Below are 26,379 nucleotides of genomic sequence, written 5' to 3'. Positions count from 1 at the left end.
GCCGCAGGTTCCAGAAAGGAGAGACAAGACGTTGGCAAAAGAAGAAAAAGATCGGTACAGTTCCAGCTCCCTTGTTAGGGGATTGGAAATATTACGGCTATTCAGAGCAGAGCAACCAACGCTTTCTCTTGTGGAGATTGCAGGCCAATTGGGGATTAGCCGGACGGCACCGTTTCGGTTATTGTTTACACTCCAGTCTCTCGGCTATTTAAAGCAAAATGAAGATACAAAACGTTACGAATTGACCCCAAAAGTGCTGGAGCTCGGATTTGCTTACCTGAACACGCTGCAGATTACTGAAGTGGCGAGGCCGTTTCTGGAGAAGCTGCGCGACGAGACGGGTGGCTCGTCTCACATCGGCATTCTGGATGATACGGCTGTCGTGTTTGTAGCGGTTCAGCAGGCGAGAGGTCCTTCCACCGTCAGTGTGTCGGTCGGCTCACGTCTGCCAGCTCATGCGACGGCGGTCGGCAAAATTCTTTTGGCCTTTCAGCCGCGAGAGCAGTGGGAAGAGCTTCTTCTACTGTCTGACCTCCAGTCGTATACGAAAGATACGAAGACCATGATGACATCGATCCTCAAAGAGCTGGACGTCGTTCGCAGGCAAGGCTATTCGGTCAGCAGCGGTGAGTTTGAGGTTGGAATCCGTTCGGTATCTGCCCCGATTTTTGATGAGTCAGGCCGTGCAGTCGCCGCCGTGAGTGTAGCTGCCCATGAATCGTTATTACCGATGGAGCGTGTGGAACAATACGTACTGCCGGCGATTTGCGAATCCGCTGAAAAGCTCTCTGCTTTTTACGGCTATCGGCAGCCACAAAGGAGGGTATGAGTTGTCCTTACAAACAGAATGGATTCATTTTGAGCAAGACGGCGTGAAGCACCGCCTGTACACGTCCCGGCTGGCGCGCGCGAAAACGCCTCTGCCTGTGGTCATCGTCATTCAGGAGATCTGGGGGACAGATGCCCATATCCGGGACTTGACGGATCGCTTTGCAAAGGCAGGGTATTTGGCCGTAGCGCCTGACCTGTTTGCGGTAGAGGGAAAACGCCCGGAGACCTTGACGGAGGAGCGCATCGAGCAAGTGAAGGCTTTTCTCGAAACGCTGCCGCCGCCGGCTTGGCACGACGCGCAGGCGAGGGAAGCGGCACTGGAGCAGCAGCCGCCAAAAGCACGCGAAGAGCTGCGCGCTACATACGCGGATGTGTTTGCCCATCTGAAGCTATTCCCGCAGCTGCTGGAGAAGCTGAAGGCAGCGGTGAGCTTCCTCGAGGGCTACGCGCTTTCCAAAGGGCAAAAAATCGCCTCTACGGGCTATTGCATGGGTGGAGCTCTCTCACTGCAGCTGGCATCCTCTGTGCCGAATCTGGCAGGCTCTGTGGTCTACTACGGACATCTGCTGAACAAAGAACAGGTAGCGACGATTGAGTGCCCGGTTCTCGGATTCTTTGGCGAGCTGGATGCGAAGATCAATGCCCACTTGCCTGAGTTCGTCAGCGCGATGAAAGAGGCGGACAAGTCTTTCACCTATGAAGTATATGAGGGAGCGCATCACGCTTTCTTCAACGATACGCGCGGAGCTTACCATGTGGAAGCTTCCCGTGACGCATGGGAAAAGACATTGGCTTTTTTCAAGCAAGTATTGGTATAAAAAAACGCAACCCCTATCTCTTCGAGCGAATATGGCTCAGGAGATGGGGGGTTTTTTACTTTCAATAACTTTTCGTTTATTAGTAAATAATTTTGTGACTTTTTAAACGGTTTTCAATATTGACAATTATATAACCTGGACATTATATTTAAATAGCAAAACCACGTTTTTCATGTAAAACACTAGTAATTAATTTCCAGGGGGTTGCGTATGAGAAAAAACATGGGAAAACTGGCAATGATTTTGGGCCTAGCGGTTGGATTGACAGCCTGTGGGTCAGGGCAATCTGCCCAACCATCTTCAGGAGCAGCATCTGGCGGACAAGCCGCAGCGGGAGGAAATCAGCCGGTAGAAATCAGATTAGGCGGCGGTTTTTCATCTGAGGAGCCGTTGTGGCTGATGCAGGTCAATCCGGAATTAACACCACACCAAGGGAAGAGCTACACCCTGAACATCACCCAGTTCCGTGCCAATGCCGACCGACTGAACGCTTACCAGGCCAATCAGATCGACATCGCATCGATCGGTCAAGGCGCTACGCTAGTCGCAGCTTCCCAAGGCATTCCGCTCAAGGTAATTGCCTCTGTAATTAAAGAGACTCCTGGCAAGGGCTTTAATACCCCGTTCATGGCTTTGAAGGATTCAGGAATCAACAGCATGGCGGATGTAAAAGGAAAGGTAATCGGAATTCCTGACTTTAAATCCCCAACAGACATGTGGGCACGCGCCGCGATTCGCTCCGCAGGGATGGACCCGGATAAGGACGTGAAATATGCGATTATTCCGATTCCTTCGATGGCAGAAGCGGTGAAGTCCAAGAAGATCGACATCGGGATGTTCCCGCAGCCATTTGGAGCAACCGCTCTGAAAGCGGGAGAATTTAAAGAAGTGTTCAATGCAAAGACTGGCGTGCAAGCAGATGAGGACTTTTTGTCGATGTTTGTGAACCCAGAGTTTTTGAAAAACAACGGGCAAGCCGTGAAAGACTTCCTCAGTGATTACGTGGCTGCACTGAAGTACTACAACGAAAATGGAACAGAAGCTCGTAAATTGTTGATCGAAAAACAAAAAGTCAAAGCGGATCCAGAGATTTATATCAATCTGACAGACAACAACCGTTCTACAGACGGAAAAGTGGATCCGGAAGGCTGGAAAGCGGTACAAGACATTTTGTTGCAGGAAAAATGGCTGGACAAGCCAGTTGATCTGAATACGATCATCGACATGTCCTATTTGCCACAATAGGCAAGCACCACCCAAAGCCTATTTCGTGAAGTGGCGGTCCCTATGTCCCGATATAGGGGCCGCTTCTATATGGTTGTACGACAAAAAAACACAGCGAAGGAGAAGTTGTCATGTCAACACAGACACCCGCTATTGATATCGAGAAGCTGCGCAAGGTATACACACGAGGCAAAGAAGAGGTCACGGCGATTCAGGAGATCAGCCTGCAAATTCCAGAAGGCAAATTTGTCAGTATCGTAGGACCCAGCGGATGCGGAAAAAGTACCTTTTTGCACATCGTGGGCGGGTTCATTCCGAAGTCTACGGGGACTGTCCGCATTCGCGGCAAGGAAGTAGACAAGCCGGGTCCGGACCGGGGAATGATGTTTCAGGAATCAGCTTTGTTCCCTTGGAAAAATGTCTACGACAACGTGGCATGGGGACTCGAGGTTCAGGGAGTGGAAAAGGCCAAGCGGGATGAAATCGTGGAGCATTACCTCAAGCTGGTCCACCTGTGGGACTTCCGCAACAATCTGCCTTCCGAGCTGTCCGGCGGGATGAAGCAGCGGATCTCCCTCGCGCGTGTTCTTGCTTTCAATCCAGACGTTCTGCTGATGGATGAGCCGTTTGGGGCACTCGACGCCCAGACACGTGAAAAGATGCAGGTAGAGCTGCAGCGCATTTGGCAGGAATCGAACAAAAGCGTGATGTTCGTCACGCATGATATCGATGAAGCTGTCTTTTTGAGTGACATCGTAGTCGTTTTCAGTGGTCGTCCTGCCGTCATTAAAGAAATCATCGAAATTGACTTTGCGCGACCTCGTCAGCTCGATGTTCACAAAACGCAGGAGTTCATGGATATTCGCAACCACATTTGGGACTTGCTCCATCAAGAACACAGCAAGAGTGGAGAGGATGAATTTTAATGGATAAACGCCTTCATAAAATAGCCTTGATCGAAGTCGTTGTTCTCCTGGTCTTGTGGCAGCTGCTTGCCATGCTGCAATGGATTCCCGAGTATTTGTCCAGTCCTGCCGTGATTGGCAAAGAACTGCTTGCCATGGTCATGAGCGGGGATCTGTTCTCCAATGCGGCAGCCAGTCTCTATCGCTCGCTGCTCGGATTTTTGCTGGTGGCCGTCGTGGGGATTGTGCTCGGGATCGCTGCTGGTTACTTTAAGCCGATCGGAGTATTCTTCACACCGATCGTGGATGTCTTGAACCCGGTACCGAAGATCGCGTTACTGCCCATCCTGATGGTTTGGTTCGGTATTTCCGATACCACGCGGGTTCTGCTCATCTTTTTGACAGCCTTTTTCCCTTGTTTTATCGCGACTCAGGACGGCGTACACGGAGTGAAGCAAGTTTACGTCTGGGCTGCGCAAAACATGGGAGCAAGCCGCATACAAATCTTGTGGAAGATCATTCTGCCTGCTGCGCTGCCCAAGATATTTGACGGGCTGCGCGTTTCCCTCGGTTTAACCTTCGTCATGCTGTTTTCCTCCGAAATGATTGGATCCTCCAACGGTTTGGGACTGGGCTTTATGATTTTAACTGCTGATATGGCGGGTCGAACTGATTTGATGTTTGTATCCATCTTCGTCATTGCTTTGCTGGGCTTTTTGTTTGACCGCATTTTATTGGCTGTCCGCGCACGTTTGCTCTGGTGGTCGGAGAACAGGGGGTAGAGAGATATGAAAAAAGGCTGGAATATCATCGTTCAATACCAATCACTGATCTGGATCGTCGTGGCATGGGAAATCATTGCCTTTATGCAAGTCATGCCGGAGCGCCTGTTTCCCTCTCTCGGCAAGGTCGTGGTAGTGGCAATCGATCTGATTTCGTCCGGCATGCTGATGGAAAACCTGCCGACGACACTGTTCCGGGTATTCGCCGGATTTGCGCTGGCAGCGGTAGTCGGTGTACCGCTCGGGCTTTTGATGAGCCGTTCGGCCAAGCTCAATGATGTGATGCAGCCGATGTTTTCCCTCGGATATCCGATCCCGCGTGTGGCTCTGTACCCGATCCTCGTGTTTATTCTCGGCCTTGGCTCGGCGTCGAAGGTTTCCCTGATCTTCATTGAGTGTCTGTTTCCGATCGTGCTCAATACCTACTATGGAGCGACCCGCGTCGGCAAGATCTATCTGTGGGCAGGGCAAAACATGGGAGCGAGCAGCAGCCAGATTTTCTGGCGCATCCTGTTGCCTGCGACGATGCCGACTATTTTTACGGGACTCAAAATCGCTCTTCCACTCGCATTTATTATCGCCGTTCTGACAGAGATGATCGGCTCGACCGTTGGAATGGGATATCTGCTCAGCTACATGTCGGCCTCTCTGATGCAGGAAAAGGTGCTGGCCTGTGTGCTGCTGATTACGCTGGTCGGGTATTTGCTCAACCTGCTGCTGCAGGTCATTCAGAAAAAATACGTTTTTTGGCAGTAGAAACTGCAATTATCTCACACTTTCGAATATTGACTTTTGATAAAATCGGCCGTATAATCATTTTAAATACAAAACATTGTTTTTTATATAAAACAAAACAGGGAGGCATTACCCATGAGTAAACAAAACATCACTATTGAAGAATTTGAACAAAAGTTCGTAGCGCGTCTGGAAACTAGAAAGCTTGACTACAATGCACTCTCTTTCCAAGAGCAAGTAAGCCCAGCATACCGTCGTGCACAATGTCGTTATGTAGGTACTGGCGGCGTAGCTACAACTGACAGCAACGTAATCCAAGCAGGCAACTTCACACTGAGCAACATGTATCTGCCAGTAGGCGCTGAAGGTCCTCTGCACCTGCACAGCGATGTAGAAGAAGTATTCTTCGTGATCAAAGGGAAAATCGTAGCATTGGTTCAATTGGGCGACACTGTTCATGAAATTCCACTTGGCGAGCGCGATTGCATCTGGTCTCCTCCAGGCTACTACCGCGGTGTTCGCAACGTAGGTGACGAAGAAGCGATCATGGCTGTTATGCTGGGCGCTCCAAAACCACAAATCCCTACTTATCCAGAAGGCAGCGACCTGGAAGCCATCCGCGTAGAGCGCGCAAAAGCAAAAGCAGCAGCAGCAGCTGCAGCTGAAGAGCAAAAATAAGAGCGAACTGTATGGGGGCCTGCCACCACAGGCTCCCTCCTATACAGCGAAAGGACCGGCATTTACAGCACAGCCGGGTCTTTTCATTTCTGGACGAAAATGATTGTTCGAGGTGATCGATGATGCCATACACACAAGTAGGAAACCTCTCCATTCACTACCGGACGGCAGGAGAAGGGGCACCGCTCATTTTACTGCACGGCTTGGGCAATAATTCTCAATCGTGGTCAAGACAGCTCGAAGGCTTGCAGGAGCATTTCCAAGTCATTGCATGGGACACGCCCGGCTACGGAGACAGCTCCGATCCAGATCCGGAGTTCCGCACATTTGGCGAGCTGGCGGATATTTTGAAAGGCTTTATTGACTCTCTGGGCTTTAAAAAGATTTTCCTGCTCGGGCATTCGATGGGCAGTACGACCGCGATGGAGTTCAGTGCGAAGTATCCGGATTCCGTGGAAGCGCTGATTTTGGCGGCTAGCACACGCGGTGGACGGACAAATCCGGAGACGAACGAACGCAAGCTGCAAAACCGCATTCACAACGTGGAAACGTCACCCGAAAAGCTGGCTGAGCTGAGGACGCCAGATATGTTTTCTCCATACGCCAAGCCGGAGATGATTGCGGAGGCGAAGCGCATCATGTCGATGGTGAGGCCGCCGGGATACCGTTCCGTCGCTTATTCGCTTTATAATGCGGACCAGACAGAGCTGCTTTCTTCTATTAAAATGCCGACGATGCTCATTTGCGGAGAAGACGATAAAGTCACGCCTGTAGCAGAATCGCGCATTGTCGAGGAGAAAATTGCCGGCTCTACTCTGAAGCTCATCCCACAGGCTGGGCATTTGTGCTATTTTGAGCAACCGGAGGAATTCAACCGTCTCGTGCTTTCCTTCCTGCAGACATACAACAAGGGGGAAGCGTAAATGAAGATTGGGATCATTGGTGGGGGTACGGTAGCGACATTTCTGATCAAAAGCATCAACGTGGATCAGAAGCTGCCGGGCAGCCTGGTCGAGTCCGTTTATCTGCGCAAGCCTGAGGTGGCAGACGAGTGGGAGCGCACGTACGGAACGCGGGCCTTTACGGATATGGAGGCATTTTTGTCTTCCGGAATCGATATCGTCGTCGAAGCAGCGACGGTAGAGGCTGTCCGCGATTATGCGGAGCTGGTCATCTCCAAGCGCAAGGAATTGGTGGTTATCAGCGTAGGGGCACTGGTAGATCCTGAGCTGTACGGTCGTTTGAACGAGCTCTGTCGCCAGCTGGGAACTAAAATTTATCTGCCCTCAGGTGCCATCGGCGGGCTGGATGTGATCCACTCGGCAATGGCTCTGGGGCAGCTGGACGAAGTATCTTTGACGACACGCAAGCCAGCAGCCTCCCTTTTGGGGCGTCAGGTAGAGGGAGAGGAAGTCGTATTTTCCGGTACAGCTACAGAAGCCATCAGCAAATTCCCGAAAAATATCAACGTGGCGATCGTGCTGTCACTGGCTGGACTCGGCTGTGATCAAACGAGCGTGAAGATTGTCGCAGACCCAGAGGCAACGAAAAACACTCATTGCATCGAGGCAGTTGGATCTTTTGGGAAAATGAATATTCGTCTGGAGAATGACCCGATGCCGGACAATCCAAAGACGAGTTACTTGGCTGCATTGAGTGTTCTCTCGACGCTGAAAAAGCAAACAGAGCGCATTACCATAGGCTAAGCAGTGGATTTTCCACGGTTCGCACTTGTTACGCCACCCTGTGACGACTACAATAGGTGAAAAGGTACCAATTGCATGTCCCTTAGTGAAAGGAGTAACAAGCGCTCATGCCGAAAACGGAAAAAGATCGGTATCTGTCCAATTCCCTGATCCGGGGTTTGGAAATTTTAAAAATGTTCGATGCTTCTCATTCCACGCTGAGCTTGGCAGAGATCGCCTCCAAAATGGGGGTGAGCCGGACGGTTCCCTTCCGTTTTCTCTACACGCTTCAGCATCTGGGGTATCTCTTCCAGGATGAGACGACCAAGCGCTATCAGCTGACTCCAAAAGTCATGGAGTTGGGTTTTGCTTTCTTGAACACCATGCATCTTCCCGAATTGGCACGGCCATACTTGGAGAAGCTGCGGGATCAGACTGGAGCATCAGCGCATATCGGCATTTTGGATGGGGTGGAAGTCGTGTATATTGCACGAGCGGCTACATCCACCAGTTTTTCTACCTTGAATGTCATGATCGGCTCGCGACTGCCTGCACACGCCACTTCAATGGGGAAGGTATTACTGGCCTTTTTGCCTGAGGACAAACGCGCGGCCATGCTGGAGAAGATCGAGCTGCAATCCTTTACGAATCAGACGAAGACGATGATGAAGGATTTGAGCAAGCAGCTGGATGAGATCCGCAGGATTGGATATGCCGTCAGCAACGAGGAGTTTGAGATCGGGATTTATTCCGTGGCGTTTCCGATTTTTGACCGGGATGGGGTGATCATGGCTGCGGTCAATATCGCTTCGCCGACGAGCATGATCAACGAGGACATGATTGATTCGCAGATTATACCAGCCGTTCGCGAGGCCGCTATCGCATTGTCCGGATACTCCAAGTAAGACTATCATCGATCGTTGATTGCAAATAGGAAGCTGCCGCTACCGATGGAACTGCACCCGAAATGTTAGACACGTCTAACAAGAAGAGGAGGTGCAGTTTTTTGCTGTGTGCGTTGACAAAATAAGGGGCTGGGAGTATGATTGTAAATATAAAGCATAGTAAAACGGTAGGAATAATATAAATTGAATCAGGGATGGAATCGTGAGGAGGGGACCGAATGGCAAAGAAACGGGAAGCGTTGGACGATCAACTGAGGGAGCGGATCTTGAAGGCGTTGGAAGGCTTGGAGTACGGCTCCATTCACATCGTGGTCCACGACTCACAGGTGGTTCAGATTGAGAGAACCGAGAAGTACCGCGTTCCAGCTGAGAAGGCGGAGGGTATGCGCGCTAGCAAATAAATCGGATTTTGGAATCTCATAAGTAGAGGGGAGGATCTAGTATGGCAGGTGTTCTGGTTATTGGTGGAGATCGAGTGGGGGAAATTGAAAGCCGGCTTCAGGAGAAAGGGTTTCGCAGGGTCTATCACGTTTCGGGCAGAAAGAAATCGGATGTCAAAGCCATGATTCCTTCTGACACTGAGCTGATTCTGGTATTTATCAACTTCGTCAATCACAATCTCTGTAAAAATATCAAGAAGCTTGCCAAGCAAAGACAGGTACCGATCGTCTTCTGCCGGCGCTCCTGTGAGGTCGTAGAGCAGTATGAACCAATTATCAGCTAGTAATTTATAATGGACAAATAATTAAAAGAGGGGTATTCGTTGGTGAATAGTCATATTCACTCGCGAATACCTCTCTTTGCTGTCGATTGAACACGAAAAGAGTCGAAGCAGAGACAAGCACTTGCAAAACTATTCAGCGCTGAATAGGACAGGGGAGTGTTATCGGCAATAATGAAGTGGCACGGAATTTGCAGAATATTTATATATCAACGATTGAAGACACTTAGGAGGGAAAACATGAAACGATCTTTCGCCATCATGAGTGTGCTCGTTCTGCTAACTGGACTGTTTGCAGGCTGTAGCAACAACAACACGAGCCAGCCCCAATCATCCCCATCCGCTTCTCAGACTGAACAAGCCAATGCCGAGCCGCAAATCCTGCGGATGAATGCAGCGGAACCGGAAACACTGGATTCCGGCATGTCCAACGATGTGATCTCTGGGGCCTTTATCCGCTCCCTGTACGATTCCTTGGTGCGTCTGGACAAGGATGGCAAGCCGGTAAACTCGGTTGCGTCTGACATCAAGGTTTCGGACGACAAAAAAGTGTACACCTTTACGCTGCGCGACTCGAAATGGAGCAACGGCGATCCGGTAACGGCAAAAGACTTTGCCTACGCCTGGATGCGCGTACTCGATCCGAAAACGGCGAGCGGTTCTGCTTATAAATACTACCCGATCAAAAATGCCCGTGCCTTTTTCCAAGGGAACGCCAAGGCAGAGGACGTCGGCATCAAGGTCATCGATGACAAGACACTTGAGGTCACGCTGGAAAACCCGACTCCGTACTTCCTGACGCTGGCGACCTTCTACTATCCGGTCAATCAAAAAGTGGTCGAAGGAAACGCCGACTGGGCGAAAAAGCCAGAGTCGATCGTGACCAACGGGCCTTTCAAGCTGTCAGTCTGGGAGCATAAGAACAAGATCGAGCTGGTCAAAAACGATCAGTACTGGGAGAAAGACGTCGTCAAGCTGGACAAGATCGACTTCTCTATGATCGAGGATACCAATACGGAGCTGGAGATGTTCAACAACGACGATTTGGATTGGGCAGGTGCTCCGATCAGCGCATTGCCGGCCGATGCGATCGGTCCATTGCATGAGGAAGGCAAGCTGCAAACGATGGAACGCGCGACGAACTACTACCTGTTGTTCCAGACGGAGAAGGCTCCGTTTACGAACGAAAAGATCCGCAAAGCCTTCTCCTATGCAATCAATCGCAAAGACATCGCCGACAACATCGGTCAGGCAGGACAAACGCCGCTGATGGGCTTCGTTCCGCTGTCCGCTTCCCTGAAAAAAGAAGGCTACTTCAAGGATAATGACACACAGACAGCGAAACAGTTACTGGCAGATGGAATAAAGGAGCTGGGTCTTGCCAAGCTGCCTGAAATCACGTATCTGTACAACACCTCTGATTTGAACAAAAAGATCGCAGAAGCCCTGCAAGCGCAGTGGAAGCAGGTGCTGGGCGTCGACGTGAAGCTGGTCAACAAAGAGCTCAAGGTCATGTTTGACGACCAGGAGCAAGGAAACTACATGATTTCCCGCTCAGGCTGGACCGGTGACTACAACGACTCGGTCAACTTCCTCGAGCTGTTGATGGAAAAGAACAGCTCCAACAACTCGACTCTCTGGCATAGCGAGAAGTACGTCGAGCTGGTGCAAAAAGCCTACGCAGAGCCGGATGAGAGCAAACGAAACGAGTACCTGGTAGAAGCAGAGGGGATTTTGATGGATGAAATGCCTGTCACGGGTATTTACAGCAGCGTAAACTCGTGGGTGCAAAGCGAAAAAGTAAAAGGAATTACCGTCGATCCATTGGGCTACATCGACTTCAAATGGGGCTACAAGGAACCGTAAGGCACGTGAGGATTGGCCGACACTTTGCGGAGTGTTGGCCTTTTCATAGCAGCTACGAAACACATAAGCAAGGTCCAGAGTTCTTCACCACCTAAGTTGGAGGGATTGTTATGGGGACATGGCAGCAAGTCATCCAGGAAACATTGATCGACGCTCCAGGCGTGTTTGGCGTGGCAGCCACACATCTGGAAACAGGGGAGTCAGCGGGAAATCTCGAGAATGAGCTTTTTCAGCTGGCAAGCGCCTTCAAAATTCCGATTCTCGTCACGCTCATGCGTGATGTAGATGCGGGAAAGATCACACTCGACCAGCGCGTGACATTGAAATGGGAGGAGCGTGTACCTGGCTCAGGCATCCTGCAGGAGCTGGATGCGGGAGCTGCCTTGACGGTAAAAGACCTGGCGACGCTCATGACAATCGTCAGCGATAATTTCGCGACGGACCTCATTCTCCAACTGGTTGGGCTGGACAATGTCAATGCGCATATGCGCGAGCTGGGTTTCTCGCAAATCCATCTGCGTCATAACTGCTGGCAGCTGCTCAACCATTGCGTCGGTATGGAGGAACCTGCGGCTTCTCCAGAAGGCTTCGCCGAATTTGAACGGCGCGAGGAGACAGACGATTATGAAATTTTGCTGGATGTTTCCCAAGGCACTCTGGAAAATAACGTAGCGACTCCAGCAGAATTAAACCGTCTTTTGGTGATGATCGGGAAGAAGGAGATTTTGACGCCCGCTTCCTGCGATTTGATGCTGGATATCCTGCGCCGTCAGCATTACAACAGTCGTTTGCCGTATTTGCTGCCGCCAGGGACCAAGGTAGCTCACAAGACAGGTACGGTAAATGAAGTCGTCAACGACGCCGGCATCATTTATTTGCCTGATAACAAAGGGGCGATCGCCGTCACGGTTTTGTCGCGCGGGATCAAAGACAAGCAGGCAGCAGAGCTGACGATAGCCAAAGTGGCAAAAGCAGTTTATGACGTGACCGTAGGGAGCAAAGAATAATGAGTCAATGGATACCTGCTTTTGAGGAATTTGCGGAGAAATTGCTAAAGGATGCGAAGGCTCCCGGAGCGGCCATCGGCATGATGCAGGATGGGGAATGGGTGTATGAGCGTACCTTTGGCTTTCGGGATGAGGAAAAGGCGCTGCCGCTGTCGATGGACACCGTTTTCGGGATCGCGTCTGTGACGAAATCCTTCACGTGCGTGGCGATCATGCAGCTGCAAGAGGCAGGCAAGCTATCCGTTCACGATCCGGTCGTAAAGTATTTGCCGGAGCTGACGATGGGCGAAGAGGCGTGGAGAAACAAGATGACGATTCATCACTTCATGACACATACGCCAGGCATGCCGCCACTGCCATTTCTGGATGGCGCGATGAGGCGCAGTATGGAAGCAGACCCCGCTATTCACGGTACGGAGTCTGAGCTGGAGCTGCAGAAGCTGCCTTATCTCGATACGTATGAAGAGGTGCTGCAAGCGATCTCCGGCTATGAAGGAAAACCGCTGGGAGACCCCGGAGAGGTGTTCAGCTACAACAACGATGCCTACGGACTCTTGGGAACAATCATCGAGCGTGTAAGCGGCAAGCCTTACGAGCAGTATGTCACGGACCATATTTTGCGGCCGCTGGGAATGACTCGGACTGTGTTTGCTGTGCAGGACTTAGATGATCAGGAGGATGTAACGATCCTGTACACCAATAAAAAGATCGAGGGTGTCAGTCAGGTAATCGCAGCCCCTTTGTGGCATGACGCTCCTGCCATGCGTGCGGCTGGGTTTCTCAAGTCGACGGTGCGCGACCTGTTGACGTACTTGAACGTCTTTTGCTCCCAGGGTGAGGGGGCAGGCTCGAGTGTCTTGTCACCGGAAAGTGTGCAGCAGATGAAAGGCGCCTATGCTCGTGTCGACGGCTATCGTTCGTACGGGTATGGTCTGATGGTCTCTCCTGCTTTTCCAGATGGTCTCCTGATTGAGCATGGCGGCTCATTGAAGGGGATTAGCTCCCACATTTTTGCTTTGCCTGAAAAAGGGCTGAGGGGCGTTGTTTTGATCAATCTGGACGGCGTGTCGGTGAGAGAGCTCGTGATGGGACTCCTGAATTCGCTCGCTTCCCGACCGGCAGCGGCAGAGCTATATCCGGTCGTGCCGATGCAATTGACCGAGGAAGCACAAAGGGCGTACATAGGCCGCTACGAGTCTGACGAATGGCTGAATGCAACCATTGACCAAAAGGAGGGGCAGCTGTTTATCGAAGTGGACGACGTTTCTTATCCTCTGATTCCGGTAGAAACGGACAGCTTCGTGTTCAAGAGAGGAAGCTCTGTGGTCTGGATCGACTTTTTCCGTTCTGAGTTGGGCGAGGTTCGCCGTATGAGCTATGCACTGCGCCAGCTGCAAAAGAAACAGACTGTACAACAACCGTAACCATTCAACCGAATAGGCTCCATAGAAGAAGGGACAATTCGCATTTCTAGCGAATTGTTCTTTTGTTTGCGTTTACCAAATTTTAGAAGAAGTGAAGAGTGCCAGATGAAGCCGGCAACTGCGACACCAAAGTGTTTGAAGAACCTGATGGCAGCACTGGACGCGATCGTAGACAAGCATATGGAAATCATGCTCTCCTTTGGAGAACCGATCTCGCGTTACTATCGGCAGTACGAGTATCAACAGCGAATGGGCATTCAAGGGCTTTTGACGAGGGAGCATCTTTGTTGAGTCCAAAGCAGGAGTGGGGACTCGGGTAGATATTCACTTTCTTCAAAAGCGGTAGTACGTTTTTAAATATTTTTTAAAGTGTACAAAAAATTGTTGAACTGAAATGTTCGGAATAGTATGGTTAAAGAAAATCTGCTGACAAGGAGCATACTAGAAAAAGCGAGGAAGTCATGAGAAAAACACATCCTATTCTAGCAAGCTATATCCCCGTGGTAGAAGGATTGGCGAGAACGTTCGGAGAGCATTGCGAAGTGGTTCTGCACGATCTGACAAATGATATTTCTTCGTCCATTATTGCGATACACAACGGCCACGTCAGCGGCAGGCAGATTGGTTCACCTGTCACCAATCTAGCGCTGCAATCTTTGCGCAATGCGAAGACATCGGAAGAATCGTTTGATCTCAATTACCGGAATGACACGATCAAAGGCAGACAGATCAAATCCAGCTCGATTTACATCAAGGATGAGGACGGTACGATCATCGGCAGCCTGTGTATCAACATCGATATGACACACCTCATGATGGCGCAGGCGGTCTTGGAATCAATGATGGTCATCGAGGACAAGCGTGGAACGCAGAGCAACGAAGAGAATTTTGCACCAACGGTCGCCATCCTCATGGAGCAAATGATTGAGGATTGCCTGAAGCGTACAGGAAAGCCGATTGCGCTGATGCAAAAAGAGGACAAGATTCAGTTTATCCACCTGCTGGATGAGGTAGGTCTTTTTTTAATCAAGGGGGCCGTGCAGCATGTTGCTGATTTGCTGGACGTATCCAAGTTCACGATCTACAACTACCTGGACAAAAAAGATGGGAGATGAGCTTTATGGCAGAAGTGACGAAAGAGCAGGCACGAGAGCTTCACGACCGTTTTCACGTATTGGATGGGCATTTTGATCTGTTGATGGACGTGGAAATTCAGCGTGGCTATGGCAAGACGAAAATGATCGAGACGGAGTATCTGCCGCGGTTTCAGCAGGGAGGCGTGCACTCGATCGTCGCAGCCGTGTTTGTCGAGGATGCCTTCGTACCCGAAATGAGCATGCGCAAGGCACTCAATCAGATCAGCGCCTTGCACGCAGAAGCAGCCGAATCGCCTGAACATATCGTCATTGCCAAAGGTTTGGAGGACATCCACAGGGCAAGAGCAGAGCAAAAGGTATCCTTTATCCTTTCTCTGGAAGGAGCAGAGCCGCTGCACAACGACCTGAGTCTTCTGCGCATTTACTATGAGCTTGGTGTGCGCATGATGGGACTTGTCTGGAGCCGCCGCAACTTTGCGGGAGATGGCAGCTTTTTCGCCCCGGTGAGAGAAGGGAAAAAGGGGGGCATCACAGATTTCGGGGTGCGCCTGATTGAAGAAGCAGAGAAGCTGGGGATCGTGATTGACGTGAGCCATTTGAACGACGAAGGGTTCTGGGATGTCATGGAAATATCGGAAAAGCCTGTGATCGCGTCCCATTCCAACAGCCGCGCCCTGGTGCCAACGATGCGCAATCTGACGGATGATCAAATCAAAGCAATTGCGTTGAAAGACGGACTGATCGGGTTGAACGCTTTCAGTATGTTTACAGCGAGCACGAGTGCGGAAGCGACCATCGAGCGTTTGGTCGATCACGTCGACCATATGAGAAAGCTGGTCGGAGCACAGTATATCGGCCTGGGGCTGGATCTGTGCGATGATCTGACCAAGTATTTGCCGCTGGATAGAATAGCGAAGACAAAAGAAATGCCTTTTGACGTGGTAAAGGGACATGTCTCGCTTCCGGATATCACGCGCGAGCTGATGAAGCGCGGCTACAAGGATGAAGAAATCGAAGGAATTCTCGGCGGGAATTACCTCAGAGTCTATCAGGAAGTGTGGAAATAGAAGCAGATCTCTCAAAGGACGCGGGTGATGTTTCCCGCGTTTTTCATATGCGTGACACGAAAAAAACTTTTTCTACCCGTACAAGTAGGAGATTTCTGTCAAAGATGATAGGATAGGAGCATCATAGAAATAGCAGGAAATTATTCAGGATGTGAAACAATCATGCAAATCATTGTGTTTGACTTGGAAACGACTCTTACTCATCAAAGAGATAAAATACCGGAGATCATCGAGATCGGAGCCGCGAAGGTCGTGCCCGGCAAAAATGGCGTGGAAGTAGATACGTTTCAGCGGTACACCTTTCCTGCGATCGAGCGGAGAATTTCTGACCGTACTCGCAAGTTCATCGGGCTGGATAAAGAGAACATGCCGACGTTTATCCCCTTCCGCAAGGCGTTTGCTTCCTTCATGGAGTGGATCGGGGAGGACCAGGACTTTTATTTGTGCACGTGGGGAATGGATGACAAAAGGCTGATGATCGAGCATTGCGCTCGCTTTGGTCTTCCCTTTGACTGGATGCGCAACTACAATGATATCCAGCCTCCTATCAGCATGATGCTGGCTGATCGCAAACAAATGAGCTTGAAGGAAGCGATCGATACAGCAGGCATCGTTCAGGAAGGCCGGCTGCACTCTGCCCTCGTCGATGCGATTCATACGGCGCATCTGCTGATCAAGTTCAACAAGCAGGTCCACCTGGCGAGAAACACGCCTGAGGAAAACTACAATCTGTCCAGCTCCCTGTACATTACCTGCCGCTCGTGCAAAAAGAGCAAGTACTATACCGATTTCGGGCGAAAGAGCAAACGCTGCATAGCGTGCTTGCAGCACAAAAAACAGCAGGAGCAAGCTGCTTCCACTGTGGTGCCGCAAACATAAAGAGAATCTGATAGAGCGGAAAAACAAAAAATGCCGAGGGCGAGGAAGCCAGCGGCATTTTTATGTTTGGGTAAGATTCACAAAGCCTCGTCAAACCCCAAGCAGCAGCAAAATAATAGAGGTCAAGCTGAAGCATACGCTGATCAAGCAGAGGAAGGCAACAACCTGCTTGGGATTCAGCCCTGTGCGCAGCAAGCGATAGTGTACTTGACTGGCATCAGCCTGATAGATGGGCTTGCCTTGCAAGAAGCGCTTGGTCACCACGAAGAGATTGTCAAAAATCGGTACGCCCAGCGCCAAAATCGGAATGAACAGCGAAAGAATGGTCGCTTGCTTAAAGGCTCCGTCGAGTGCAATCACGGCGAGTATAAAGCCAAGAAAGGTCGCGCCGGCATCGCCCATGAAGATTTTGGCGGGCGGCTTGTTGTAGCGCAAGTAAGCCAGTGCCACCCCGATGAGACTGATGGCCATCACAGCCGAGGTGCTCTGTCCTTTTGCCAAGGCTACCACGAACAGGGTTCCCGCCGAGATCGCCGAGAGTCCGCCGGCAAGACCGTCCATCCCGTCGGAAAAGTTGATGACGGTCGTAACACCAAAAATCCACAGAATGGTGAGGATGAACTGCATCCAGACAGGGAGCAGGATATATTCCCCGCTGAACGGGTTGTAAAAGCCCGAGAACGTGATGCCAGATAAGTAAACAAGCACGGCTGCCGATACTTGTACGATCATTTTTGGCAAAGCCGAAAAGTCTTTCCCTTGGGTCTTGTACCAGTCATCGATAGTGCCGATGATCAGGAGCAGAAGAGAGCCTGCCAAAACAGCCAGGGTCTGTACGGTCGATTCCTTGGAAAAGAGCAGAAAGGAAGCGGCGAATCCAATGAAAATGGCGTAGCTGGCAGTCAACGGAATCGGTTCGCGATGTATTTTTCGTTCAACGTCTTTGCGGGGCTTGTCCACAAAATCCAGTCGAAAAGCCAGTTTCCCCAAAGGCGGGATCAACACGAGCACGATACAAAACGACAGTAGAAAGGATAGAGCGTATGTAATCGTAACCATCTCCTATGAATGATAGAGAGCTGTTTTTCCACATGTTCATTATAGGGAGTATTCCAAAATTTGTCGACTCTTGGTAGAAGAGAAGTTAATGTAAGAAAACCTAACATTTACCTATGCAAACGGGTACTCCTCCCTTATAGTAAAAGAAAGAGTTTTCTGTTTTCCTAAAAAGCTAAGGGGAGTGTCGCGATGTCTGCCGAACTGGTTTTTGAGGAGATTACGGAAATGAGTATCGAGGATGCCAACGATCTGACGCAGCTTTTGGTTGATGTGGTGGCGGATGGTGCATCAATCGGGTTTTTGCCCCCACTCGATCCGCATGTGGCGCGTGTGTACTGGTCTGATGTCCTGGCAGATAACGTAGTGGTATGGGTAGCGCGGCTGGATGGAGTCGTAGTCGGCAGCATTCAGTTGCATCTCGCGACCAAGCAAAACGCCCAGCACCGGGCCGAAATCGCCAAGCTGATGGTTCATCCGACCCAGCAGCGAAAAGGAATGGGCAGGACGCTGATGGCGATCGCAGAGAAAAGGGCGCGAGAGGAAAATCGGACACTGCTCGTCCTAGATACACGGGAGAAAGATCCGTCTAATCTGTTGTACCAATCCATCGGCTATACAGAAGCAGGCCGCATTCCATTCTACGCAGAATCGCCTGGCAAAAAATTTGACGCTTCCGTCTTCTACTACAAGATTTTGGAGAACAGGTAAGCGAAACGGCTGGAAAGGGGAGACTGCTGATGATCGGATCGGCAGTCTTTTTTTGTACAGCTAGGAAGTCAACGATGTGGAATAGAGGGATGAATGACGCTAAAATAGGATAGAGGAGAAAGGGGGTACAGTTGTGTGAAAAGGCTGTATACAGTGCTTCTTTTCTGTACATTGCTCTCTTTTGCAATAAGCGGGTGTACAGATGGCGGACACCAAAATGAACAAGTGAGGGAACCGGAACCCGACAGTAAGCCGGCTGTTACTCACGGTCCCATTTCGTACGAAAATGATCCGTATGGCTTTCGCTTTTCATTGCCAGAGAGCTGGAAGGGGTATTCGATTGTAACTGGCACATGGGAGGGATTGGCTGCTGGCAATGAGAGCGGTGAAACCATCGTAGAAACGGGTCCGCTGATTTCGATCAGACACCCGCAGTGGACTCCTCAAAACCAGCGACAGGATATTCCCATCATGATCTTTACTCTTGAGCAATGGAGCTCTCTTTTAGAGGGGAAATTCCACATCGGAGCTGCGCCGATCGGACCTACGGAGCTTGGTCGCAACAGCAAATACGTATTTGCACTGCCTGCTCGCTATAACTTCGCATTTCCGGAAGGGTACGAAGAGGTAGAAGAGATCATAAAAAAGAATCCTCTTCAGGCAACTTTAAGCAAATAAGGAGAAAAGTAGCTCGACAAAAGAGCAGCAGTCACATGCTGTTCTTTTTTTATGGAACCTGATACCACATCCCATTTGACAAACCGCCAGTCGGTTTGTATAGTAGATGTAGGAGAGGGAAAGGGCTTACGACGCACATAACAGGAGGAGCAATGCAATCGATTCATCAAAATCCGACTTTCCAGCTGCTGCTCTCGGTCACGGAAGAATTGGTCGTGGAAAAGGGCTGTCACCAAACGACTCTGCAGGACATCATTAAGCGCTCCGGGGTTTCCAAAGGAGCCATTTATCACTACGTCAAAAGCAAGGATGAGCTGCTCGGGTTCGTGCTGAGAAAGCGCTTGGACCAGATTGGCAGAGACTTTTATCAAAGCGTCGATCAAGGGAACCAGAGCCTGGAGGGTGCCTTGAAGGCCATTTCCGGTGCCTTGGGTCATATTCACGACCCGAAGGACTTAACCAATCTGATTTTTATTTACTTGCTCAGCAAAAAGGAGGACCCAGCAATCGCGGAAATGCTGGAGACGCTGTATGAGCGCAGCATACAGAACTCCCAGGAGTGGATTGAGGTCGGTCAAAGAGCAGGAGAGATCCCTGCCACTCTCGATGCGAAAAAAACTGCGGCATTGTTTTCGGTCCTGACTTTTGGTGTCCGCGTGCAAACGGTAGTTTCTCCCAACATAAAAGCTTTTACGGGAGAAGATGTGTTTCAGGTCATGTATGACACGTTGTCGAAGGGTTAAAAAGAAAGGGTGAAAGCTCAATGTTCTTTTTCACGCTCTTCAAGGTATTGCACATCCTTGCTGGATTTACCGCTTTGGCTGTCTTCTGGATTCCGATTGTAACGAAAAAGGGAGGAAAAGCGCACAGCCGAATTGGCTGGGTGTACGTCGCTTCCATGGCGATCGTGGCGATCTCCGCATGGTTCATGGGAATTTGGCGAATTGGATTTGACCCCGATGGAACGGTGGAGTCTGTAGCGTTTGCCTGGTTTTTGATTTTTATCGCGATTTTGAGCTCGGCGACAGCCTGGTATGGACTGCGTGTGCTGCGCTTCAAGAACCGCAAGACCGGGCATCGTCAGTGGGGGGATCTGCTGTTTCCCGCAGTCCTGCTCATCTCGGGGATCTGCATCTCCCTCTATGGAGCGAGCATCGGCACTACGCTCCTTACATGGTTCCCGCTGATCGGAATCCTGCTCGGAGCATCACAGCTTTTGTATTGGCTGCGGCCTCCTGCGAAAAAGATGCATTGGTGGATGGAGCATTTGGGAGGCATGCTGGGCTGCTGTATTGCCACGATCACCGCTTTTACTGTGTTTGGCGCTCCAAGGCTGCTGGGCGTAAGTGCCGTGCATCCGATCGTATGGTTTATCCCAACCATCGTTCTCGTCCCTGTGATTGCTGGATTCTCCGCGTATTATCGCAGGAAGTTTAACCAAACCAAGCAAATGTAAGTAAGGAATGAAGCCGTCTGGACAGCCAGGCGGTTTTTTTGTGTGCAGAACGGACAACCATTTCAGTTTGAAATGCCTGCCATAGCAACTTGTAATTTTCGAAGAATTCCAAACGGTGCTACTATTACTTTTATACCGAATGAAATAAAGAGTGTCAGGGGGCGAGTCATCTGAAGCGTAATTCTTTGGCGAAACTTACGGAAATCAATGTGTTTGTGCTCTTATTGGCTATCTTAGCTATCTGCGTGGTTTTCACTTACATTGTACCTTCTGGTGAGTATGCGAGGGTGGAGGTAAATGGGAGAAGCGTCGTACAATCGGACTCCTTCCAATACACAGACGCATCACCGATCAGCTTTATGGGTTTCCTAAACAGCATTCATACCGGGATGGTTGATTCCGCGAGCATTATGTTTTTCGTGCTCATCATCGGGGGCTCCTACGGCATTCTGAGTGCAACGGGAGCGATGGAAGCGTTCATTGTGACGTTGGCACGAACGCTCGGTCATCGGGAAAAATGGTTAATTCCTATTATGATGTTGTTTTTCGCAGCTGGCGGCTCTTTGATCGGGATGTTCGAGGAGACGCTGCCGTACATAGCGATTCTCGTGCCTTTGGCAGTCGCGCTTGGATTCGATGCGATGACGGGAGCCGCAATCGTTCTGTTGGGCGCATCAGTTGGTTTTACATCGGCAGTCATGAATCCGTTTACAATCGGGATTGCCCAAGGTATCGCTGAGCTGCCGCCGTTTTCGGGGATGGGCCTGCGGATCGTCATCTTTATCGTCATGTACTTGACCGCCGTCGCGTTTGTGTACCGGCACGCGATGAAGGTAAAGAAGAATCCTGCCCTTGGTATTTACGGCTCCTACGATCCAGCCAATATCGACCAGATGATGAGCAAAGGCGTTGTTTTTGAAAGGCGCCACAAAGTGATTCTGACCTGCTTCTTGCTGAACATGGTGACGATTGCCATCGGTGTCATCGAGTTTGGCTGGTACATTACGGAGATTGCCGGATTGTTCATCCTGCTTGGTGCCATTGTAGGGATTATCGGCCGCCTGTCTGCGAATGAGATGGTCGATGCCTTCATGAAGGGGGCAGCTGCGTTGCTTGCGGGGGCCATGATTATCGGGGTAGCAAGAGCGATTGTCGTGGTGCTAAACGATGGTCATATCATGGATACGATTCTTTATTATTCGGCTTACATGATTAAAGAGCTGCCACCGTCTCTCACAGCAGTAGGCATGCTCGGCTTCCAGACTCTGCTCAGCTTCGTCATTCCATCAGGAAGCGGTATGGCCGCTCTGACCATGCCAATCATGACACCGCTGTCCGAGCTGGTGGGCATTACCCGTCAGACAGCTGTGCTTGCGTATCAATTCGGGGATGGGATCTCCAACATCATCATACCGGGGATCGCGGTTGCTGGTGTAGGCATGGCAGGCATCTCCTATATCCGCTGGCTCAAGTGGATATTCCCGCTGATCATGATTCAGTATGGGATTGCCATTATCGCAGTCATTGTTGCACACGCCATCGGTTATGGCCCATTTTAAACAAAAAGGGATGAACAACGTTGAGACGTTTTCCCCAAAACGGAGTGAAGCAAATGCGTACAGTCGTTGATAAAGAGCTGGCCGATTGGGCGGTTGCCCATCGCCGTTATTTGCACGAAAATCCGGAGCTGTCCGGTCAAGAATACGAGACATGCGCGTACATCAGAAGGTGCCTGGAAGAGCTCCAAATTGAGATTCTGGATTATCCGGCGCCGAACCTGGTAGGATTTTTGCGGGGAACCGAAGGACAGAAGACGATTGCACTGCGAGCAGACATCGATGCCTTGCCGATCGTGGAGGAAGGGGAGAAGCCGTACCTTTCCAAAGTCGCTGGGGTGGCGCATGTTTGCGGACATGATGGACATACGGCGATCTTACTCGCTGTGGCAAAATGGTTGTCGGAAAATCGCAGCATGATCCGCCACAACATCCTCTTCCTGTTTCAGTCCTCGGAGGAGATGTCGCCTAGTGGAGCGGAAGCCCTCGTTCAGCAAGGGGCGATTGATGGGGCAGACGCCGTGTTCGGCATGCATCTGATGCAATCGCTGGAGAAAGGCAAGATCGGGTATCATTACGGGGCCATGATGGCATCCTCGGATGACTTTCGGATCAAAATCACAGGCAAAGGGGGGCACGGATCAGCCCCGCATGAAACCGTAGATCCGACCTACGTAGCCGGACACATCCTGCTCGGTCTGCAGGCTATCGTCAGCCGTAAAGTGAATCCTGTGCAGCCTGCGGTGATTTCGGTGGGCCAGGTACTGGCAGGCTCCAACTACAATATCATCCCAAACGAGGCGGTCATGACGGGAACGATCCGTACGTTCTCAGAAGAAACGCGGCAGTTTATTTTTGAGGAAGTCAAAAGGCTGGCGGAGGGCATGAGTACGACTTTCGGTGCCGTAGGGGAAGTCTCGTACATTCTCGGCACGCCTCCCCTCGTGAATGACAAAGAGATGAGCCGCTTTGCAGAAAGCGTCATTCGTGAAAGCTACGGCGAGCATGTGGCCGTTGAAATCGAGCCAGTCATGGGGGCAGAGGACTTCTCCTTCTACGGACAAAAGCGTCCAAGCACCTATCTCATGGTCGGCATGGGCGGGGAGAAGAGCCAGTACCCGCATCATCATCCGTGTTTTGACATCGATGAAGAAGAGATCGGCACGGCCATCGATTTGTTTTTACAGCTCGTAAGTCGGTTTGAATAATACAGAAATACAAGGAAAGGCAAGTGATCTGAGAAGGATTGCTTGCCTTTTTTGTGAGGATTGAGGATGATGAAAGGAAGAATATGGGTTATGGAAAGGAGTGAGGTCGTTGAAGTATCGAAGGGTCATCCTGCAGCAGACGCCGATGCGCTGTGGCTATCTGTGCAGGAGATGGGATTGCCTGTAGAAATTGACATTCCCAATCATCCGTATCGAATCTCTCAGTAAGTCCCGGCGCCATGTGGTACGATAAATGAAACAAGCGATGCTGGCAGAGGGAAACAGAGCTGTGCCGCAGCGTTACAGCAGGGAAGCGAGTGAGTCAGCGAGATGGAGTTGCGCCATTTAAAAACGTTTCAGGTCGTAGCGGAGCAGTTGAATCTGACAAAGGCTGCCGAACAGCTCGGCTATAGCCAGCCAGGCATTACCTTGCAGATCAAGGCACTGGAAAAAGAATTGGGACGGACGTTGTTTGCGCGTGTCGGAAGGCAAACGTATCTCACTGCGGCGGGCAAGCTGCTGAAGACACATGTAGATCGGCTGTTTGGGGTCATGCATGAGCTGGAGGATGATTTTAAAAAGCTGGATCAGCCGTACGGACCGCTCGTTGTTTCCGGGGCGGAATTTTACTGCTCCCACTACATGCCTACGATCATAAAGCGTTACACGAAAAGCTATCCCGATGTGCGACTGAGCCTGATTTCGGCTGACAGTGCAGATACTGCTAAACGGGTTTTTTCCAATCAGGCCGACGTGGGAATTGTCGCAGGAAATTGCGATTATCCGGATCTGGAGGTCGTGCCGATCAACGAAGAGGACTTCGTGATGGTGGCGTCACCCGCTGTGGTTCAAGGGCGTTCGTACATGGAGGTGCTAACCAGGTATCCCTTTTTGCGAAATGGCGTCTTGGAGAAGCTCGGTGAAAAGATCATGGAGGAAGTGACGTTTACTCCTCCCGCCGTCATTGAGTGCAGCAGTGAAGAGACGATCAAGCAGACGGCCATCCGCCAAGGAGGAGTTTGTGCCGTTGGAGAAGATGTGGTAAGCGATGAACTTGCGACAGGAGAGCTTGTGGTCATCTATCGCTTTCGCAAAAAAATGATCACGTCTCTGATTTTTCTCAAGGACCGGGCAGACGAAGCATCGATTCGGGCATTTGTTTCCTTGGTACAGAAAGAATGGACCCAGTCGAGAAAATCAGGGCTTGTAAAATAAAGAGAGAAGCTCCCAACCCAAGAGAGGGGAAACAGAATGAAAGTCGACTATCATGTTCATTTAGAGGAAGGGCCGTACTCGCTGCGCTGGTGGAATCGGACGGCAGATGCACTGCTTGCCTTTCGCCATACTGATTACGAACGTCATACGCGTGAATGGATGGAGCAAATTTCAGAGTGGATGGCAAGCCGCATCCAGCAGGGAGCGTTCCACTCGCAATGGCTCGACCTCTACCGCATGCGTGCCAAGCAGCAGGGCTTGAAACAAGTCGGGATTGTCGATCACCTGTATCGCTTTCGAGAGTTCAAACCGTATTTTGAACAGCACATCCTAGTCGGCGATGATGAGCTGGGGCAGCTCCAGAGAACGTGGCTGGATCAAGTATGCACGAATTCGATCGATGAGTTCGTATCGTTCATCGAGTCACAAAAGCCTGCGTGGGAAGCGGACGGCATACAGCTGCGCCTCGGGATGGAGGCTGACTATTTCGACGGAGGTGAAGACGTACTTGCGCCCATGGTTGCTGCTTATCCTTGGGATTATGTCATTGGCTCCATTCACTTTGCCGATGGCTGGGGATTTGATAATCCGGATACCCAGGAACGCTTTGAGCAGCAAGACCTTCTGGGTCTGTACGAGAGGACCTTTCACGTGATCGAAAAAGCGATCAGAAGCAAACTGTTTGAGATCGTCGCCCATTTAGACAATTTGAAAGCCTTTGGCTATCGTCCCAAAGAGGAACAGCTTTTCCCGCTTTATCAGCGAATCGCACGTGCCCTGCAAGAGAGCGGCGTCGCAACAGAGATCAATACGGGCCTCTATTATCGCTATCCAGTCAAGGAGATGTGCCCGAGCTACAGCTTCTTGCAAATCCTGCATGAGCATGGGGTGCCTATCACGACTTCCTCCGACTCTCATTTTCCGGATCACATTGGGAGCTATCTGGCAGGGGCACGGCAACAGCTTCGCAAAGCTGGCTACAACCAGATCGCGACGTTTGAAAAACGAGTCCGTAAGCTGGTTGCTTTGGAGGATATGGAGTAATGAGCAAAGGCATTCCTGCTATGGTCGGGGTGCCTTTATGTATTTGCATTCGTCAGGAAGTCTGGTTGCTCGCTGCAGAGAGAATAGCGTAAGATTAGGAGAATATTGGAGCGATTGGGAAAGGGGAGATGAGAGATGAAAGTGCCTTATTTCAGTCAATTCGAGTCTCGCGAGCGGGTTCTGGATTTGATATCTGGAAAAATGAATGCTGAGGATGACCCGCTGTGGCAGCTGTCAGGGGCAGCAGATCCACAAGAGTATGCGCGCTGGAGCTCCCATATTTGTGGAATGGCTTGCTTGAAAATGCTGCTCGCACATGAGCAGGGCCGTGTCATTCCCACGCTTGCGCTGATGCGTCCGTGCAGAGAGTACGGTGGCTATGTAGTCGAAGAGGATGGTTCTATCAAAGGATTGATCTATCGGCCGTTTGTGACCTATATCAACGAGCAGTTCGGGCTTTTGGCCGAAGTAAAGGAACAAACGCCGATCGAAGAAATCTACGATCTGCTCGATCAGGGCTATGTGTACATCGCTTCTGTTCATCCTGCCATTCGCACACCCGAGGTAACGCCGCCAAAACTTGGAGGTCATCTTGTGTACGTGTTCGGCAAAAACAGCGAGAGGCGGGAGCTCATTTTTCACAATCCATCCGGGCATACGGCGGCTACCCAGGAAAACGTCCATCTGGGCCTGGACGACTTTTCTCGTTTTTATGCGAAGCGTGGGGTATTGATCGCATTGTCGGATCGCAAGTAAAGCTGCGAAAGACGTGGAATCTAGCAAAGTACTAACTTTCGTTAGATGCGCTTCGCTGAATCATTTTGCTAAGGT

The 26,379-nt window shown here is 50.7% G+C and carries 30 protein-coding genes; 29 read left to right on the top strand and 1 reads right to left on the bottom strand.

What is annotated here, in order from left to right; genetic code table 11:
- The first annotated feature begins 31 nt into the window (after positions 1 to 31).
- From ACLIN2_RS23495 to ACLIN2_RS23405, 19 genes are all read left to right on the top strand, one after another.
- On the top strand, positions 32 to 829 hold the full coding sequence (locus tag ACLIN2_RS23495) for an IclR family transcriptional regulator (protein WP_092275966.1): 798 nt from the start codon (positions 32 to 34) through the stop codon (positions 827 to 829).
- 1 nt (position 830) lies between these two features.
- Positions 831 to 1,649, top strand: coding sequence for a dienelactone hydrolase family protein (locus ACLIN2_RS23490; protein WP_327933327.1), 819 nt, complete (start codon positions 831 to 833; stop codon positions 1,647 to 1,649).
- A gap of 210 nt (positions 1,650 to 1,859) precedes the next feature.
- The gene (locus ACLIN2_RS23485) at positions 1,860 to 2,894 is read left to right on the top strand and encodes an ABC transporter substrate-binding protein (RefSeq protein WP_411502301.1); all 1,035 of its coding nucleotides are present in this window, start codon (positions 1,860 to 1,862) and stop codon (positions 2,892 to 2,894) included.
- A gap of 110 nt (positions 2,895 to 3,004) precedes the next feature.
- Positions 3,005 to 3,799 (top strand): ABC transporter ATP-binding protein, encoded by a 795-nt coding sequence (locus ACLIN2_RS23480; protein ID WP_092275825.1) that lies wholly within the window; start codon positions 3,005 to 3,007, stop codon positions 3,797 to 3,799.
- Positions 3,799 to 4,560, top strand: coding sequence for an ABC transporter permease (locus ACLIN2_RS23475; RefSeq protein ID WP_092275822.1), 762 nt, complete (start codon positions 3,799 to 3,801; stop codon positions 4,558 to 4,560). The genes ACLIN2_RS23480 and ACLIN2_RS23475 overlap by 1 nt, the downstream gene beginning before the upstream one ends.
- Positions 4,561 to 4,566: 6 nt before the next feature.
- Entirely contained in the window at positions 4,567 to 5,316 is a 750-nt protein-coding gene (locus ACLIN2_RS23470; protein ID WP_092275819.1) for an ABC transporter permease, read from the top strand.
- 114 nt (positions 5,317 to 5,430) lie between these two features.
- Complete coding sequence (locus ACLIN2_RS23465; RefSeq protein WP_411502300.1) at positions 5,431 to 5,973, top strand: cupin domain-containing protein; 543 nt, start codon at positions 5,431 to 5,433, stop codon at positions 5,971 to 5,973.
- 122 nt (positions 5,974 to 6,095) lie between these two features.
- On the top strand, positions 6,096 to 6,896 hold the full coding sequence (locus tag ACLIN2_RS23460) for an alpha/beta fold hydrolase (RefSeq protein WP_411502299.1): 801 nt from the start codon (positions 6,096 to 6,098) through the stop codon (positions 6,894 to 6,896).
- Entirely contained in the window at positions 6,897 to 7,679 is a 783-nt protein-coding gene (gene nadX / locus ACLIN2_RS23455) for an aspartate dehydrogenase (RefSeq protein ID WP_400587844.1), read from the top strand.
- A gap of 107 nt (positions 7,680 to 7,786) precedes the next feature.
- Positions 7,787 to 8,563: an IclR family transcriptional regulator gene (locus ACLIN2_RS23450; RefSeq protein WP_092275807.1), complete on the top strand. Its 777-nt coding sequence runs from the start codon at positions 7,787 to 7,789 to the stop codon at positions 8,561 to 8,563.
- Between the two features lie 218 nt (positions 8,564 to 8,781).
- Positions 8,782 to 8,964, top strand: a complete 183-nt coding sequence (locus ACLIN2_RS23445) for a YezD family protein (protein ID WP_122926654.1) — start codon at positions 8,782 to 8,784, stop codon at positions 8,962 to 8,964.
- A 41-nt stretch (positions 8,965 to 9,005) separates the two neighbouring features.
- Complete coding sequence (locus ACLIN2_RS23440; RefSeq protein WP_122926655.1) at positions 9,006 to 9,287, top strand: DUF2325 domain-containing protein; 282 nt, start codon at positions 9,006 to 9,008, stop codon at positions 9,285 to 9,287.
- A gap of 237 nt (positions 9,288 to 9,524) precedes the next feature.
- Positions 9,525 to 11,150: a peptide ABC transporter substrate-binding protein gene (locus ACLIN2_RS23435; protein ID WP_411502298.1), complete on the top strand. Its 1,626-nt coding sequence runs from the start codon at positions 9,525 to 9,527 to the stop codon at positions 11,148 to 11,150.
- 110 nt (positions 11,151 to 11,260) lie between these two features.
- Positions 11,261 to 12,157, top strand: coding sequence for a serine hydrolase (locus tag ACLIN2_RS23430; protein WP_328211992.1), 897 nt, complete (start codon positions 11,261 to 11,263; stop codon positions 12,155 to 12,157).
- Positions 12,157 to 13,581, top strand: coding sequence for a serine hydrolase domain-containing protein (locus ACLIN2_RS23425; protein ID WP_411502297.1), 1,425 nt, complete (start codon positions 12,157 to 12,159; stop codon positions 13,579 to 13,581). Before ACLIN2_RS23430 ends, ACLIN2_RS23425 begins: the two co-directional genes overlap by 1 nt.
- 105 nt (positions 13,582 to 13,686) lie before the next feature.
- On the top strand, positions 13,687 to 13,872 hold the full coding sequence (locus ACLIN2_RS23420) for a hypothetical protein (RefSeq protein WP_092275789.1): 186 nt from the start codon (positions 13,687 to 13,689) through the stop codon (positions 13,870 to 13,872).
- 170 nt (positions 13,873 to 14,042) lie between these two features.
- Positions 14,043 to 14,696, top strand: a complete 654-nt coding sequence (locus tag ACLIN2_RS23415) for a helix-turn-helix transcriptional regulator (RefSeq protein ID WP_092275786.1) — start codon at positions 14,043 to 14,045, stop codon at positions 14,694 to 14,696.
- A 5-nt stretch (positions 14,697 to 14,701) separates the two neighbouring features.
- Positions 14,702 to 15,745, top strand: coding sequence for a dipeptidase (locus tag ACLIN2_RS23410; RefSeq protein ID WP_411502296.1), 1,044 nt, complete (start codon positions 14,702 to 14,704; stop codon positions 15,743 to 15,745).
- Positions 15,746 to 15,907: 162 nt separating this feature from the next.
- On the top strand, positions 15,908 to 16,624 hold the full coding sequence (locus tag ACLIN2_RS23405) for a 3'-5' exonuclease (RefSeq protein WP_122926662.1): 717 nt from the start codon (positions 15,908 to 15,910) through the stop codon (positions 16,622 to 16,624).
- A 90-nt stretch (positions 16,625 to 16,714) separates the two neighbouring features.
- On the opposite strand, the gene ACLIN2_RS23400 is transcribed toward ACLIN2_RS23405, so the two are convergent.
- Complete coding sequence (locus ACLIN2_RS23400; RefSeq protein ID WP_411502295.1) at positions 16,715 to 17,683, bottom strand: MraY family glycosyltransferase; 969 nt, start codon at positions 17,681 to 17,683, stop codon at positions 16,715 to 16,717.
- A gap of 189 nt (positions 17,684 to 17,872) precedes the next feature.
- On the opposite strand from ACLIN2_RS23400, the gene ACLIN2_RS23395 reads away from it, so the two are divergent.
- The 10 genes from ACLIN2_RS23395 to ACLIN2_RS23350 all read left to right on the top strand — a co-directional run bounded on the left by ACLIN2_RS23395 (position 17,873) and on the right by ACLIN2_RS23350 (position 26,304).
- Entirely contained in the window at positions 17,873 to 18,391 is a 519-nt protein-coding gene (locus tag ACLIN2_RS23395) for a GNAT family N-acetyltransferase (protein WP_092275773.1), read from the top strand.
- A 135-nt stretch (positions 18,392 to 18,526) separates the two neighbouring features.
- Positions 18,527 to 19,069: a hypothetical protein gene (locus tag ACLIN2_RS23390; protein ID WP_411502294.1), complete on the top strand. Its 543-nt coding sequence runs from the start codon at positions 18,527 to 18,529 to the stop codon at positions 19,067 to 19,069.
- Between the two features lie 152 nt (positions 19,070 to 19,221).
- The gene (locus ACLIN2_RS23385; protein ID WP_411502293.1) at positions 19,222 to 19,812 is read left to right on the top strand and encodes a TetR/AcrR family transcriptional regulator; all 591 of its coding nucleotides are present in this window, start codon (positions 19,222 to 19,224) and stop codon (positions 19,810 to 19,812) included.
- A 20-nt stretch (positions 19,813 to 19,832) separates the two neighbouring features.
- Entirely contained in the window at positions 19,833 to 20,525 is a 693-nt protein-coding gene (locus ACLIN2_RS23380; RefSeq protein WP_411502292.1) for a DUF2306 domain-containing protein, read from the top strand.
- A 185-nt stretch (positions 20,526 to 20,710) separates the two neighbouring features.
- On the top strand, positions 20,711 to 22,084 hold the full coding sequence (locus ACLIN2_RS23375) for a YfcC family protein (RefSeq protein WP_411502291.1): 1,374 nt from the start codon (positions 20,711 to 20,713) through the stop codon (positions 22,082 to 22,084).
- A 20-nt stretch (positions 22,085 to 22,104) separates the two neighbouring features.
- Positions 22,105 to 23,289 (top strand): M20 metallopeptidase family protein, encoded by a 1,185-nt coding sequence (locus ACLIN2_RS23370; RefSeq protein WP_411502290.1) that lies wholly within the window; start codon positions 22,105 to 22,107, stop codon positions 23,287 to 23,289.
- Between the two features lie 90 nt (positions 23,290 to 23,379).
- Positions 23,380 to 23,517 carry a hypothetical protein gene (locus ACLIN2_RS23365; protein ID WP_411502289.1) on the top strand — a complete coding sequence of 46 codons (138 nt, stop codon included), beginning with the start codon at positions 23,380 to 23,382 and terminating at the stop codon, positions 23,515 to 23,517.
- A 102-nt stretch (positions 23,518 to 23,619) separates the two neighbouring features.
- Positions 23,620 to 24,504 (top strand): LysR family transcriptional regulator, encoded by an 885-nt coding sequence (locus tag ACLIN2_RS23360; protein ID WP_411502288.1) that lies wholly within the window; start codon positions 23,620 to 23,622, stop codon positions 24,502 to 24,504.
- Between the two features lie 36 nt (positions 24,505 to 24,540).
- Complete coding sequence (locus tag ACLIN2_RS23355; protein ID WP_400587869.1) at positions 24,541 to 25,548, top strand: histidinol phosphate phosphatase domain-containing protein; 1,008 nt, start codon at positions 24,541 to 24,543, stop codon at positions 25,546 to 25,548.
- A gap of 135 nt (positions 25,549 to 25,683) precedes the next feature.
- Positions 25,684 to 26,304, top strand: a complete 621-nt coding sequence (locus ACLIN2_RS23350; RefSeq protein ID WP_411502287.1) for a C39 family peptidase — start codon at positions 25,684 to 25,686, stop codon at positions 26,302 to 26,304.
- Positions 26,305 to 26,379 lie beyond the last annotated feature (75 nt).

It is taken from the genome of Brevibacillus centrosporus (assembly GCF_046622605.1).
Classification (GTDB): Bacteria; Bacillota; Bacilli; order Brevibacillales; family Brevibacillaceae; genus Brevibacillus; species Brevibacillus centrosporus.
Note: the sequence above shows the minus strand (reverse complement) of the source record. Positions and strands in the feature narration are given on the sequence as shown.

Excerpts from the sequence above, each read along its gene's own strand:
- ACLIN2_RS23485 (WP_411502301.1), top strand. The coding sequence starts at position 1,860 with ATGAGAAAAAACATGGGAAAACTGGCAATGATTTTGGGCCTAGCGGTT.
- ACLIN2_RS23480 (WP_092275825.1), top strand. The coding sequence starts at position 3,005 with ATGTCAACACAGACACCCGCTATTGATATCGAGAAGCTGCGCAAGGTA.
- ACLIN2_RS23475 (WP_092275822.1), top strand. The coding sequence starts at position 3,799 with ATGGATAAACGCCTTCATAAAATAGCCTTGATCGAAGTCGTTGTTCTC.
- ACLIN2_RS23470 (WP_092275819.1), top strand. The coding sequence starts at position 4,567 with ATGAAAAAAGGCTGGAATATCATCGTTCAATACCAATCACTGATCTGG.
- ACLIN2_RS23465 (WP_411502300.1), top strand. The coding sequence starts at position 5,431 with ATGAGTAAACAAAACATCACTATTGAAGAATTTGAACAAAAGTTCGTA.
- ACLIN2_RS23460 (WP_411502299.1), top strand. The coding sequence starts at position 6,096 with ATGCCATACACACAAGTAGGAAACCTCTCCATTCACTACCGGACGGCA.
- nadX (WP_400587844.1), top strand. The coding sequence starts at position 6,897 with ATGAAGATTGGGATCATTGGTGGGGGTACGGTAGCGACATTTCTGATC.
- ACLIN2_RS23450 (WP_092275807.1), top strand. The coding sequence starts at position 7,787 with ATGCCGAAAACGGAAAAAGATCGGTATCTGTCCAATTCCCTGATCCGG.
- ACLIN2_RS23445 (WP_122926654.1), top strand. The coding sequence starts at position 8,782 with ATGGCAAAGAAACGGGAAGCGTTGGACGATCAACTGAGGGAGCGGATC.
- ACLIN2_RS23440 (WP_122926655.1), top strand. The coding sequence starts at position 9,006 with ATGGCAGGTGTTCTGGTTATTGGTGGAGATCGAGTGGGGGAAATTGAA.
- ACLIN2_RS23435 (WP_411502298.1), top strand. The coding sequence starts at position 9,525 with ATGAAACGATCTTTCGCCATCATGAGTGTGCTCGTTCTGCTAACTGGA.
- ACLIN2_RS23430 (WP_328211992.1), top strand. The coding sequence starts at position 11,261 with ATGGGGACATGGCAGCAAGTCATCCAGGAAACATTGATCGACGCTCCA.
- ACLIN2_RS23425 (WP_411502297.1), top strand. The coding sequence starts at position 12,157 with ATGAGTCAATGGATACCTGCTTTTGAGGAATTTGCGGAGAAATTGCTA.
- ACLIN2_RS23420 (WP_092275789.1), top strand. The coding sequence starts at position 13,687 with ATGAAGCCGGCAACTGCGACACCAAAGTGTTTGAAGAACCTGATGGCA.
- ACLIN2_RS23415 (WP_092275786.1), top strand. The coding sequence starts at position 14,043 with ATGAGAAAAACACATCCTATTCTAGCAAGCTATATCCCCGTGGTAGAA.
- ACLIN2_RS23410 (WP_411502296.1), top strand. The coding sequence starts at position 14,702 with ATGGCAGAAGTGACGAAAGAGCAGGCACGAGAGCTTCACGACCGTTTT.
- ACLIN2_RS23405 (WP_122926662.1), top strand. The coding sequence starts at position 15,908 with ATGCAAATCATTGTGTTTGACTTGGAAACGACTCTTACTCATCAAAGA.
- ACLIN2_RS23400 (WP_411502295.1), bottom strand. The coding sequence starts at position 17,683 with ATGGTTACGATTACATACGCTCTATCCTTTCTACTGTCGTTTTGTATC.
- ACLIN2_RS23395 (WP_092275773.1), top strand. The coding sequence starts at position 17,873 with ATGTCTGCCGAACTGGTTTTTGAGGAGATTACGGAAATGAGTATCGAG.
- ACLIN2_RS23385 (WP_411502293.1), top strand. The coding sequence starts at position 19,222 with ATGCAATCGATTCATCAAAATCCGACTTTCCAGCTGCTGCTCTCGGTC.
- ACLIN2_RS23380 (WP_411502292.1), top strand. The coding sequence starts at position 19,833 with ATGTTCTTTTTCACGCTCTTCAAGGTATTGCACATCCTTGCTGGATTT.
- ACLIN2_RS23365 (WP_411502289.1), top strand. The coding sequence starts at position 23,380 with ATGGAAAGGAGTGAGGTCGTTGAAGTATCGAAGGGTCATCCTGCAGCA.
- ACLIN2_RS23360 (WP_411502288.1), top strand. The coding sequence starts at position 23,620 with ATGGAGTTGCGCCATTTAAAAACGTTTCAGGTCGTAGCGGAGCAGTTG.
- ACLIN2_RS23355 (WP_400587869.1), top strand. The coding sequence starts at position 24,541 with ATGAAAGTCGACTATCATGTTCATTTAGAGGAAGGGCCGTACTCGCTG.
- ACLIN2_RS23350 (WP_411502287.1), top strand. The coding sequence starts at position 25,684 with ATGAAAGTGCCTTATTTCAGTCAATTCGAGTCTCGCGAGCGGGTTCTG.